Origin of the sequence: Idiomarina sp. (genome assembly GCF_019431395.1) — a bacterium.
Taxonomy (GTDB): Bacteria; Pseudomonadota; Gammaproteobacteria; order Enterobacterales; family Alteromonadaceae; genus Idiomarina.
The window spans coordinates 212,091-223,923 of record NZ_CP080268.1; the positions used below are offsets into that span (position 1 = coordinate 212,091).

The following is an 11,833-nucleotide window of genomic DNA, read 5'->3' on the forward strand; positions in this document are numbered from 1 at the left end:
TGAGTTGCTGAAGTCAGTCCTAAAGTCGTTCATATACGAGTCCTTTCGCCTTTACTCTGGGCTATGATATTTAACGGTTCGGTCACGGTTCAAATTGACTACTGACTTTTTAATACAGCGAGCGTCAAACTTTGAGGCATATATTATCCTTATTGAGTATTTCCCGAGGTTAGTGTTCTGTGTTCCCAAAATAACATAATGGGAACAAGCAAACCCTCTAAAAACGGGTTATTTACCCCTTTATACCCATTTAAGTACTCAAAATCACGTTTTACAGCAAAAAAGGAACTAGATTATGGCCGAAGTGCAAGCGGTTAAAGATCTGGATACCGTCAAGCTGATCAGCTACCTTCTCAAACGAACTTACGGACAGCAAATTGCCGACGTTTGGGATGTTGGCTTGAACCTGGCATTACGGATCTCAGATTTATTATCCATCAAATTTGAAAATATCGAGCACGACCGCCTGTTGCTGGTTGAAGGAAAAACGTCGAAGCTAGCGACAATTAAACTCAACGAGAAGGCAAGGGCGGTCATCGCTCGTATTCGCTCTGAACATCCTAATCACATTTATCTCTTTCAGTCTTATCGCAACCAGCGGTCTAAAAATACACCCGCAAAACCATTAAGTCGCCGTTATGTGTCGCGAGCATTTGCGGCAATAGGTGAGGAGGTTGGTATCGACTTGGGTACACACTCGATGCGTAAAACCAGGGGCTACCATCTCTACAAAAATACCAACGACATTGCCAGGGTAATGAAAATGTTACGTCACAGCTCAGAGGCCGTAACGCTGCGATACATTGGAATCACCCAGGAAGATGTTGATCGGGACTTTGTAGAGCTGGAGCTTTAGCTAACAATATTGCGCGTAACAAAGATTGATCAGACGTTTGTTTTACCGAAGTCAACGGTTTCCGGCTTCGGTTCAATGATCGAGCAATAGTTACCTTTTATTCTCAATTTACTCAAAACATCTCTAGTTATAGCCGTATAGTCGTCATTTATATCCGAGTTATTCTCTGTAGATAATGTATTAAGTGGCTCAATAGCTAGTACTGTGGTGTCTTCGCCTACTGCCATTGCAGAGTCACCTGCAAAGGAGTGAACGTGGTATGAAAAGTTGGTATAGTGCTTTTGTTGTAATTCACGAAGTAAACCGTTAGCTGATATTCTTTCACCTTCCCATTCAAGTGTGAACCCTGACAATACAGCTGGACCCAGTCCTTTATTTTTCAGAATAATTCTAAGGCTGAGTCTAACTTCATCAGTAATAAGATCCATTGTAAGCTTTGGGTACACGGTTGCTAAATAGTGTTTTCTTGTCAACTTTGAATTTTGATAAGTAATGAATAGTGCAAAAGCTGCTATCAACAGAGAGAACAGCGTAAATAAGTCCTCGACTGAAAAAAATTTGCTAAAGAAATCGTAAAATTCACACCTATTGTTCATTTCGTTCATCTTGACTTTTTCGTGAGCTAACCAACATTTTCAATATCAACCTCGCAAACCCATCCCTCACAGCCGGATTTTCCAGCACTTCCATCGACAGTTTTTCATGGTCGTCCATCGAATCAACAACGCGGTCTAAGAGTCGCTGTGGGAGCAGGCCGTGCATCACTTCATTTTCGGAGTGTTTATTGACCTGAGCCATTACTTCGTCGTCTTCACGCAGGCGTCCGGCGATGCCCTCTGCATATCGTAGCTTGTGCTCGTCGCCAACTTCTGCTCCAAACAAGTCATTCAGTGCTTCGATGATTTCCTGCAACTTTTTCTTCTCAGGATCGTGGGGCTTACCGCTGCCAACGGCTTTAACTGAACTTAGGTAACCACCATCTTCTTCACCCAGTTTCAATTCTTTTTCCGCTTTCTTGGTGGTGCGGTAGTGGGTCAGGGTTAAACCGGAGACGTCGACATCGTCCTCGTCATCCAATCGCTCTACGCGTAGCAGTGGTAATAGGTGTTTGGCGTACACGCACAATGATTCAAGCTCATGGTCGTTGTACGGTGTTATCTGCGACAAGAACTCGTACATCCGCACATAGCTGTTTAGGTTCTTTTTGAACAGGTCGAGCTGGTCAACCATTTCACCGGCTGCTTTGACTGAGTCTTCTGCTTTATTGATGCTGACCTTATCACCTGAAATTCGGGCCTGGTTTAGCATATCCTTAGCTTGCTTCAGCGTATCAACGGCATGGTTGTACCGTGCCATGAAACGCTCTTTTGCAGGCTTACAGTAATATCCAAGCTTAGACGCCGGCGCATTCGGGTCATAAAACGCCTCAGCAAACTTCTCCACTTCAGACCATTCGTAAATATGCTCTTCATCGAGCTTGCTCATAATGTCGAACAAGATGTGTGGGTCGGTAACGGAATCAAGCTCTGCAGTGATGAAGTAGGGCTTGAACGACTCCAGAATGTATTCTTCGCTGTTAAAGAAGTCCAGAATGAAGGTCTGGTCTTTGCCCGGGAAGGTACGGTTTAAACGCGACAAGGTCTGCACGCACTCAACGCCTTGTAATTTTTTGTCCACGTACATGGCACAGAGCTTCGGCTGGTCAAAACCGGTCTGGTACTTATTGGCGACAATCATCACGTTAAAGTCGTCGGAGTCGAGCGCCTTGTCGTGTTTACGACCATTTAAGCCCGGGTTTAATTTTTTATCGTACTCGGTCACGCTCTCGGTAATGTAATCATCAGCCGGAACCTCACCGGAAAAAGCTACCAGCGCATGCACATCTTGATAGCCTTTATCGACAATGTAACTGGTCATCGCTAACTGATAACGCACTGCTTCCTGACGGCTGGCGGTAACCACCATTGCCTTGGCTTGACCGTTTAGCAGGTGACGGACGTTTTCCTGAAAATGCTCAACAATAATTTCAACACGTTGGTTGATGTTGTACGGGTGCAACCGTACCCACTTAGCCAGCCTAATACGCGCTTTTTTGCTGTCGACTTCTTTGTCCTCACCCTCGGGGTGAGCAATCTTCCAGGCCGTGGCGTAGGTGGTGTAGTTTTTCAGTACGTCGAGGATAAAGCCTTCTTCAATGGCCTGACGCATGGAATACACATGAAACGGCTTGGGCTTGTTGTCGTCGCTAATGGGCGAATGCGGGTCATCTGGGCGACCGAACAGCTCCAGCGTTTTACCTTTTGGTGTTGCGGTAAATGCGTAGTAGCTGATACGCTCGTTTGACATCCGGGCCTGAACGGCGGCGTCTAACAGCTCTTCAGCGCTGACATCATCACTTTCGGGCCGATCAGCACCCAACAAAGCTTTTAATTTACTCGCAGATGCACCGGTTTGTGACGAATGCGCTTCGTCCGCAATGATTGCGTAATTACCAGCTTGCAAAGCAGGGTACTTATCAATGGCATCGTATAGTGCCGGAAAGGTCTGAATAGTCACGACGATAATCCGAACCTGCTCCTGCAGCGCTTCGGCTAATTGCTCAGACTTACTCTTATTGCCCACATCGCGAGTAATAGCGCGTACCACGCCATCAGCATGTTCAAACTGTCGTATGGTGTTTTGTAGCTGCGAATCGAGCACGGTGCGGTCTGTGACCACCACAATGGAATTAAACAGCTTAGAGCCGTCGTCAGCGTAAAGTGAGGACAACTGATGAGCAGTCCAGGCAATTGAATTGGATTTGCCCGAGCCTGCACTGTGCTGAATAAGATACTTACTGCCAGGGCCTTCCCGACGTGTGGTATCGATAAGCTGATTCACCACGTCCCACTGATGGTATCGGGGAAATATCAGCGTTTCTTTTTTCTGTGTGCGCCCGTCGAAGCTCTCTTTTTCTTCAACTTCCAGGTGCATAAAGCGGCCAATGACTTTTAGCCAGGCGTCTTTGTTAAACAACCGCTCCCACAGGTAACTGGTGGCGTAGCTGTTCTCAGACGTCGATTGCGGGTTACCGGCAGCGCCGTCTTCTTTGCCTAAGTTAAATGGCAGGAAGAAGGTGTCCTTACCTGCTAATTTAGTGGTCATGGCCACCTCGTCCTGGCTGACCGCAAAATGCACCAGTGCACCGCGCTTAAACGTCAATAGCGGCTCTGGTTTGCGGGTCACAGGGTCCTTTACCGGACGGTCGAACTTGTATTGGCGTTTGGCGTGTTCAACGGTTTGTTTAAACTCGCTTTTAAGCTCCATGGTCGCGGTTGGAATGCCGTTCACAAAAAACACCAGGTCAATGCGTGGGTTATAGTCGCCTTCACGCGCATGGGGCGAGTAGGAGACTTCCTCAACGACGCGCAAACGGTTGGCCTGATAGCGGCGCTCGGTATCGGGGTTCATGCCATGGTCGGGGCGAAAGGCGCAGACTTTGATGGTGCCGCCAATGGCTTTAAAGCCGTGACGCAACACATGAAGTGCGCCGTCGCGGGTCATGCCTTTAACGGCGGAGTGAACTAAAAGCTTTTCCGGGTCACCTGGATTTGATTTACAAAAGCGCTCCCAGCGGTCAGGGTAGGCGTCTTTTACAAAGCCGATTAAGTCTTCGGTATACACCGCGTTGGCTTTATCGTAATTAGCTGCTGAGCCAATTAACCAGCCGTCTTTTTCTAGGCTATTCAGTATGTCCGTCTGAAACTGACGCTCTTTGCTGTCAGCCATAATGCCTCTCCGTTTGCATTGACGCGTTTGAATCCACTGTATCGGAACCTGCAGGTGGTTGCCAGTCACGGACATCAATTTTGCCGGTAACGGCGGCTGAGATTAGGGCGGAGCGGCGCTCCAACTGAAGTTCGCATAATCTTTCTGCTTCATTTTGAAGGCGGCTAAACTTTTTTAATTCAGTTTTCACATGGTTTGATATGAGTTCTTGTTCTTCTAACGGTGGAATTGGCATCTGATGTTGGATGAAGTCAGAAACTTTAACGCTACTCAAAATACTCTCTTTATTAGTAGCTTGCATGGCCATGTAGGCGATACCAGACTTTAAGTAGATGCCCATAAAGTAGGAAACCATATCTTGAGTTGAGCGAAGGCCGATAAGGTTTTGTAAAATTACATATTCAGGATTTTTGTCAACGATTGCTACTTTTCCGATGGAGCCTACAGTAACCATTAATATGTCACCTTCTAGGACGTCATCCCTTATAAAGGCTAAATAATCTTCCCTTGAAATATACTTGTCAAAATTTAAACTACAATCCACGGATTGATTCGATATTTGTTTGGCTTCTAATATTGGAACCCCAGATTCTGTATAGTTTGGTGAGCGTCCTCGATTGTCAATAAGCTTTTCAATGCTGTAATTAAATTTTCTGATTTTCCAATGCTCAGGCACATTCCCAAGCCACTCAACACCTGAGTCTTTCATCGGTGCGTCTGGGTTAAGCCCTTTGGTAACAGCATGACTAATAACTGCCTGGCGCTTTTCTTTAAGCAATTCAATCAACCGCTTTTGCTCGTCAATCAATGCATCAATTTTTGCCGTTTCGTAGTCGAGGAACTGGGCTATTTTTTGTTGTTCTTGAATTTTTGGTATAGGTACTGAATGATTCGCTAAGTCAAATTGGCTCATGCTAGGAAGAGCGGTGCTTGTCGAATATAGTGAAAAAGGAATTGTGGTCGCCAAGTAATATGCAAAACGAGCATTCGCTGTCGGCAAAACTTCGGTGTAGAACATCGTATCGACAGTCCAAAATTTGCCGGATACATATAAGGGTTTGTCTATTGTCCCTTTTCTTCCGAGTAGAACAGATTCGCCTTCATATAAATAATTTGTTGCGTACGAGAAAGCTCCGCCAGATCCTATTACTGGGATGTCCGTAGGTGTATTGCTTTCAACAGATTTATAATCTTGACCTCCTCGTATTCTAAGTAAGTACTTTAAGGGGCCCTCACTCCAGTGTTGTGGAACTCTATCTAACCAATGTGACTTTGAGTCTTTATAGTTCGAATAGCTCCTCACGCCGACAACTCCTCAATCATCTGCTTGATTTTATCGGTACACTGTTTGAGGTCTGCGTCAATTTCCTCGAGTGGACGAGGGGGCTCGAATACATAAAAGTGCCGGTTAAACGGAATTTCAAAGCCAACAATGCCAACTTCGCCGTCTTGCTCGTCGCGTTTGCTTTCGTCTACCCAGGCATCAGGCACGTGTGGTTTGACTTCACGTTCAAAGTACTCGTAGATGTTTTCTGTCAGCGGCACGTTCTCGTAGTCGCGTAAGCCGGAATCGGCTTCTACATTACCTTTTTTATCGGTACAGATATCAGCGTCGCTGTCGCGCTCGCTTAAGGCATTGAGCACGGCTTTTAGTTGTGCGGCGGTTAGTTTTACGTCGCTTGCTTTGAGTTCGGCGTTCAGTGCTTTTGTGAAGTCATCACGATTTGTGAATAGGGTGTCAGCTTCAATGCGCTGAATGGCCTGTTTCAGTTGGTCAAAATCGTCGGTTTTAAGCTTTTGCAGTGTCTTTTCATCATCTAAGCGGGCGACACGCTCTTCACTGGCTTGGAAGTTAAGCCGCAACGGGCGTTCAATCGTGATGCGACGATAGCCGAAGGCTTCGTTAGGGAATACCTTGCTGTTTTTGGTTTCTTCCATTGCACCATATAAACGCACTAAGTCCTTAATATTGTCATCGGTGAGATATTTACGCTTGCTACCGAGCGATTTACGCATTTTCTCGTAATCATCACTACCGTCAATCAGTTGCAGTTTGCCTTTACGTTCTGGTTTTTTAGCGTTGGATAAAATCCAGATATAGGTACTGATGCCGGTGTTAAAGAACATATCGGTGGGCAGGGCGACGATGGCTTCGACCAAGTCGTTTTGTAGCAGGTAACGTCGAATTTCAGATTCACCGCTACCAGCAGAGCCGGTAAACAGTGGGCTACCGTTTAAGACGATACCTATGCGAGAGCCGCCTTCACGTGGGTCACGCATTTTGCTGACCAGATGCAACAAAAAAAGTAGTGAACCGTCAGAAACACGAGGTAATCCTGGACCAAAGCGACCATCGAAGCCTTTTATTTTGTGCTCGTCGTTAACCACACGCTGTGAGGCTTTCCAGTCGACACCAAACGGTGGGTTAGCCAGCATGTATTTAAACTTCTCATGCGCCAGTTGATCGTTCGACAGCGTGTTGCCCAGTTTTATGTTGTCGACTTCCTGGCTTTTGATCATCATGTCAGCTTTGCAGATGGCATAGGACTCCGAATTGAGTTCCTGGCCAAACAGCTTCACGGTAACCTTTTCACTAATGGACTGAATATACTCTTCTGATTCAGACAGGAAACCACCGGTGCCAGCAGTCGGGTCATAGATAGTAATGATGCTGTTGGGCGAAAGCACTTCATCCTGGCCAGTCATCAATAACGAGGTTGCTGCATGCACACAGTCACGTGGGGTAAAGTGCTCACCGGCGGTCTCGTTTGAGCTTTCAGCAAACTTGCGGATGAGCTCTTCAAAAATAAGGCCCATGCCGTAGTTAGAGATATTGTCGGTTGATAAGTCAATCTTGGAGCCGAATTGTTGAGTGACCTGATACAGCAGGTCAGCTTCAGCCAGTTTCAGCACAAACTCTTCAAAGTTAAAGTGCTCGAATATCTCACGGGCAGAGCTGCTGAACGACTGTACGTATGAGATTAAGTCTTCTGCTGTTTGGGTATCTGACAAGGTTGCCAGAGTCAAAGACGACGCGTTGTAGAAGTCGTTCTGTGATTCGCGTAGCAATAACTGCTCACGCACCGCATCGGGTTTGTTCTGATGTTGTTTAGCGGCTTCTAACACCTTTTGTTTATTAGGCGCTAAAACGCACTCTAAACGACGTAAAAGGGTAAAGGGCAATATGACCCGTCCGTACTGAGATTGTTTAAAATGGCCACGCAGCAAGTCTGCCACCGACCAGATAAAGGAAGCGGTTTGAGAGTAGTTTTCAGTATTCACAGCACACCCTGTTGATTGTTATATCGTCCTTAAGTTGTGGTCATTATGCCACGGATAAATCCGATGTCACTGCCAGCAGGGTAATCGGTGGGTGCGTCAGTTTATGCCGCATGCGAGTAACAAAAAAAGTAACCCACCGGTTTAAGGTTACTAAAAAAGCATAGCCTTGATGGGTTTTGTCGCAAAGGATGCTAAGCAAGCAAGTCTGAGCCTTAGTTTGTGAAAGCGAGGGAGGCCGCTTTAACGAGAAGCCCTGGCAAACACTAATATTTGCTGCTGGTCGTTGGCATCAACTATTAGGATTTGTTGCTCAGCTGCTGCGTTGACAGCTTCAATATATGCATCCTCAAACTCTGCGTTTTTCGGCTTCTCTGCCGCGAGCATCATGTTCTCTGGCAAGACAATTTCATCGTTTTGCAGGCGGCTAAATCGATCTATCCATTGGTTAGCATGCTCGTATGCTGCTAACGGAGTTTTTCGGTCAAATGCGATAGGCTTTATAACTTGCAAACCATTGTTGCCTTTTTTAACAAAGGGTAACTTAAACTCACCAAGCTTAGTTCTTAGCTGAGTAGCTTTGAACCCCTCGACCTTCTCGTGCTTAAACAGCTTACGAATGTTTTTTTCTAAAATATCTTCGCGATACTTCTCATTCAGAAAGCTTCTTTCAACATAATGCTCATAAAGGTCAGTAAGCTTGTTATCAAAGTTATCGACAATGGCAGTGCTTACGTTACCGAAGTAAACAACGCCCTCACGGTGCCTGGTTAACTCGTTAAATAGCGCAGCGGTATTCTTGCCTGGTACATTAAACGCATAGTCTTGGATGCGTTTAAGTTCGGCTTCTAACAAATCCAGTGTGCTGCCATAGAGTTTGCCGTCAAGGTCATCGAAGAACTGATTGATTCTTCCGAAACGTTTGCGAGCTAGCTTGAAACGCAATTTGCCTGAGTCGGGAGCACATAACACCACGCCAACATTCGCGAACTCCTGAGTTTCAGCGAACGGCATAAATCGAACAGTTGCATACATACATAATGTTTTCATGATATTCGCCCCCAGAAGTCGTTACTATTAATTTGACCTAATAGTAACCGAATATGTTCCAAAAAGTCATCAGAAGCACACCATTCATTTGGCACCAGTGAAAATATTTCATCAAGATCGGCAAGACATTTGCCTGCCCGGTTTTGATAATGCCCAGCAGAAAGCATATCTCGTTTCTGATTCCAGGCATTCGTACCGAGGTGGTGTGCTTTGAAGTCATTAAACTCAAAGTCGTTGTCGAATGCTAAGTTGTGATCAAGCATCCACAGCTCTTCTTTGGCCGATTGATAGAATACGTTTGGATTACCGCCTTTGACTGACAAGGTCCGGTCATCGTTGTGAACCCATAAATCAAAAATGAATAAGTCGGCTGCAAGGTTACTGCCGCGATCCATCATCAGTTGATAATTTACTTCTTGCAAACCATCGATGAACTCGGAAGCAAAGACTTCGCCCTCGCCCAGTGAACTCTTGGCTTCCTCGTTATATCGGGTCAGTGAAGAATCGATGTAGGCAACATCAAAGTTCGGGATGGGCAAACCAAAACGTTTTGCTAAATGAGCGCATATAAACTCCGCAATTAACTGTCTATGCGTGGTCGATTCCCCTTTAACAACGTAGCTTTTGGCGTTATCAGCTACGCACAAGAAGGGCTTGGTGCTGCCTTGTTCGAGTGGCCTAATAATTTCCGTTATTTCTATCATAGGAGGCTCATTCCGTTTCACTCACCTTTAGGTTCTCAGGCGTTAGCTTATCTGACAAAATCATAAACCTATATCACCTACCGGCAGTTAATTCTGCAATCTTTCAACTGTTGGGTAGGGGAGAATTATGTCTAATGTAACGGTGGTTCGCACAAAAAGCGAACTGGAAAACGCTATTGAGCGACAGGACAGAACGATAGCGGTTCAAAGCGCCAGCTTGGCGGATGATATTGAAACTATAAAGTCAGCGTCGTCAGCAGCAATATTGACTGCGTCAGGGGCCGTTGGTGTATTTGTTACTAACTTTTGGAATCCAGTTGGCTGGGGATCTGGTGTCGTAGCCGCTATTTCCGGCGGTTCGTTGGTTTCCGCGTTAGTGGCCATTGGTCTCAGTGCAACTTTATTATTTGCTATCTACAACGATTACTCCATCAATGGCCGGACTGAAGTCCGTCTTGCCGGTGGCAATAGCGTCAAAGCTGACCTAGTGCTGGAAAGGAGGTGATCATGGCTAAGATGGGCAGAAACATTATTGCAGTGAAAACTCGTCCCGGCGAAGTTCGCTTTGTCGCTATTGCAACAATTGAGCGCATTGAAGCGTTTGGTAACTACGTGAAAATCTACTTCGGTAGTGAGCGCGTTTTGCACAGAGCAACATTATCGGACATGGAAGTGATGCTCGATGACAGGTTCATCCGAATTCATCGTAGCCATATTGTGCGACGTGACCAACTTAAAAAGCTGCTATCTGAGCTGGGACGCTACCAGGAAGTTGAACTGGCTGATGAAACGGTTCTTCCGTTGGGAGGACATTACAAGCGCCAGCTTATGCTTGATCTTGGGTTGTAATTTATTAAGCTCGGAGTATTTCGGCCCGAGCTTATTTTTCATGGGCGCGGTCGTTACGGCGCAACCTGATTATCGTTGGTTTTTGCGGAGAACGACTTTGATATAGCTCCGATAAGTAAGACTTTCTGAAGCTGATAAATGGCGGCTTTATTGGGCTATTTTACCAATTAATTTTGACAGAAAATTTTTCAGACTCGGACTTAGCTTCAATTAACTCTACTGAATAACCTGCACCGCGGACTTGGGCTAGAGAGTTTTCAAGTTCTTGCTTTGAAACTGCTGACTTTAAAAACTGTACAACTACCTCTTTTTTCCCAACCTTTGAATTGCCATCTATTAACTTTGCAATCTGGTCTAAAACTTGTTGTTGAGTAAGATCAAATGACTGTGATTGAGTTCTAGCTTGATCTGCAGATATGAGTGACATAATAATCCCCTTTAGTTTACTGAAAATACCAATTTTCGGCTATGGAGCTCAGTGCAATTTGTAGCACTGTAATCGATTGGTGTATGAAAACTTATAAAGGATTATCCAGAAAAGCAAGAATGATACTACCGCTATCAATTCAGCGCGAATTGAGTTAGGAGTATACTTCCCAGACTTTGCTCGACAGATTGAATATCACGCCTGGCTCGGTTGGAGCGCCAGCGCAAACCGGTCGGCTTGAGCCCCTTGTTAGAGCTCTGTTAGCTGAACCTGAGCTTCGATTTCTGCGGGCATATTTCTTGGTGTAACCACAGATCCAACTTTCTCTTTCAAAATGGCAACTAGGGACCAGGCTTTCAGTCTCATGTCTGTTATGACATCAAGAAACTCATCGTAATTGTGGCCACCCATCTCAATACTGTCGCCACCAAGACGCTCTGCTGTGGTACACGCCTCGCTCAAGGCGTGAGAGATTTCTTGCACAATAGCTTCACATGAAGGGGCGGCCCAAACCCGACGGGACTCTTCACGAATAAACTTTCGCACTTCATACAGACTTTGCATGGCAAACTTTGGCATTTCATCGTCACTGCAGTTATAAAAAAGTCGCCTTTGATCAATTTCATTTACGATGCTGTGAATTCGATTTAGGTCAGAATCCTGCAGTTTGATAATCCCAAAATTAAAATTTCCGTTGGCCGCTGCTTGGCGAAAGCTAGCGATAAACTTCTGTATAAATCCATCTGACCTCTTCAGTAATTCTATATCGCCAATATTTCCATTCGCATGGAAGTTACCCAGTGTCATGAAATCTCCTTATAGATGCTCTAACGCCTGCAACATGCGCGCCCATGGAATGGAGCCGAAGGCGCAATGTAATGGGCGTCGCCGTGCCTGCAC

Annotated in this window: 11 protein-coding genes; 3 read left to right on the top strand and 8 right to left on the bottom strand. The window is 45.7% G+C overall.

The features are described from left to right. Positions 1–295: 295 nt before the first annotated feature. On the top strand, positions 296–856 hold the full coding sequence (locus KZ771_RS00980) for a tyrosine-type recombinase/integrase (RefSeq protein WP_290654099.1): 561 nt from the start codon (positions 296–298) through the stop codon (positions 854–856). A 29-nt stretch (positions 857–885) separates the two neighbouring features. Here KZ771_RS00980 and KZ771_RS00985 read toward each other — a convergent pair whose 3' ends face one another. From KZ771_RS00985 to KZ771_RS01010, 6 genes are all read right to left on the bottom strand, one after another. Continuing rightward, entirely contained in the window at positions 886–1,461 is a 576-nt protein-coding gene (locus KZ771_RS00985; RefSeq protein ID WP_290654100.1) for a hypothetical protein, read from the bottom strand. After that, the gene (locus tag KZ771_RS00990) at positions 1,442–4,624 is read right to left on the bottom strand and encodes a DEAD/DEAH box helicase family protein (protein WP_290654101.1); all 3,183 of its coding nucleotides are present in this window, start codon (positions 4,622–4,624) and stop codon (positions 1,442–1,444) included. Before KZ771_RS00990 ends, KZ771_RS00985 begins: the two co-directional genes overlap by 20 nt. After that, the gene (locus tag KZ771_RS00995) at positions 4,617–5,927 is read right to left on the bottom strand and encodes a restriction endonuclease subunit S (RefSeq protein ID WP_290654102.1); all 1,311 of its coding nucleotides are present in this window, start codon (positions 5,925–5,927) and stop codon (positions 4,617–4,619) included. Before KZ771_RS00995 ends, KZ771_RS00990 begins: the two co-directional genes overlap by 8 nt. Next, entirely contained in the window at positions 5,924–7,906 is a 1,983-nt protein-coding gene (locus KZ771_RS01000; RefSeq protein ID WP_290654103.1) for a class I SAM-dependent DNA methyltransferase, read from the bottom strand. The genes KZ771_RS00995 and KZ771_RS01000 overlap by 4 nt, the downstream gene beginning before the upstream one ends. 240 nt (positions 7,907–8,146) lie before the next feature. Continuing rightward, positions 8,147–8,953, bottom strand: coding sequence for a DUF3037 domain-containing protein (locus KZ771_RS01005; protein WP_290654104.1), 807 nt, complete (start codon positions 8,951–8,953; stop codon positions 8,147–8,149). Further along, on the bottom strand, positions 8,950–9,657 hold the full coding sequence (locus KZ771_RS01010; protein ID WP_290654105.1) for a HipA family kinase: 708 nt from the start codon (positions 9,655–9,657) through the stop codon (positions 8,950–8,952). The genes KZ771_RS01005 and KZ771_RS01010 overlap by 4 nt, the downstream gene beginning before the upstream one ends. A gap of 127 nt (positions 9,658–9,784) precedes the next feature. Here KZ771_RS01010 and KZ771_RS01015 point away from each other — a divergent pair, with 127 nt between their 5' ends. Both KZ771_RS01015 and KZ771_RS01020 read left to right on the top strand, forming a co-directional pair. Continuing rightward, entirely contained in the window at positions 9,785–10,162 is a 378-nt protein-coding gene (locus tag KZ771_RS01015) for a hypothetical protein (RefSeq protein ID WP_290654106.1), read from the top strand. 2 nt (positions 10,163–10,164) lie between these two features. After that, a complete protein-coding gene (locus tag KZ771_RS01020) occupies positions 10,165–10,506 on the top strand; it encodes a LytTR family DNA-binding domain-containing protein (protein WP_290654107.1) in 342 nt (113 codons plus the stop codon). 160 nt (positions 10,507–10,666) lie between these two features. Here KZ771_RS01020 and KZ771_RS01025 read toward each other — a convergent pair whose 3' ends face one another. Both KZ771_RS01025 and KZ771_RS01030 read right to left on the bottom strand, forming a co-directional pair. Next, a complete protein-coding gene (locus KZ771_RS01025; protein ID WP_290654108.1) occupies positions 10,667–10,933 on the bottom strand; it encodes a hypothetical protein in 267 nt (88 codons plus the stop codon). A 249-nt stretch (positions 10,934–11,182) separates the two neighbouring features. After that, positions 11,183–11,740: a hypothetical protein gene (locus tag KZ771_RS01030; protein WP_290654109.1), complete on the bottom strand. Its 558-nt coding sequence runs from the start codon at positions 11,738–11,740 to the stop codon at positions 11,183–11,185. Positions 11,741–11,833 lie beyond the last annotated feature (93 nt).

Excerpts from the sequence above, each read along its gene's own strand:
- KZ771_RS00990 (WP_290654101.1), bottom strand. The coding sequence starts at position 4,624 with ATGGCTGACAGCAAAGAGCGTCAGTTTCAGACGGACATACTGAATAGC.
- KZ771_RS01030 (WP_290654109.1), bottom strand. The coding sequence starts at position 11,740 with ATGACACTGGGTAACTTCCATGCGAATGGAAATATTGGCGATATAGAA.
- KZ771_RS01010 (WP_290654105.1), bottom strand. The coding sequence starts at position 9,657 with ATGATAGAAATAACGGAAATTATTAGGCCACTCGAACAAGGCAGCACC.
- KZ771_RS01020 (WP_290654107.1), top strand. The coding sequence starts at position 10,165 with ATGGCTAAGATGGGCAGAAACATTATTGCAGTGAAAACTCGTCCCGGC.
- KZ771_RS01025 (WP_290654108.1), bottom strand. The coding sequence starts at position 10,933 with ATGTCACTCATATCTGCAGATCAAGCTAGAACTCAATCACAGTCATTT.
- KZ771_RS00985 (WP_290654100.1), bottom strand. The coding sequence starts at position 1,461 with ATGAACGAAATGAACAATAGGTGTGAATTTTACGATTTCTTTAGCAAA.
- KZ771_RS01015 (WP_290654106.1), top strand. The coding sequence starts at position 9,785 with ATGTCTAATGTAACGGTGGTTCGCACAAAAAGCGAACTGGAAAACGCT.
- KZ771_RS01005 (WP_290654104.1), bottom strand. The coding sequence starts at position 8,953 with ATGAAAACATTATGTATGTATGCAACTGTTCGATTTATGCCGTTCGCT.
- KZ771_RS00980 (WP_290654099.1), top strand. The coding sequence starts at position 296 with ATGGCCGAAGTGCAAGCGGTTAAAGATCTGGATACCGTCAAGCTGATC.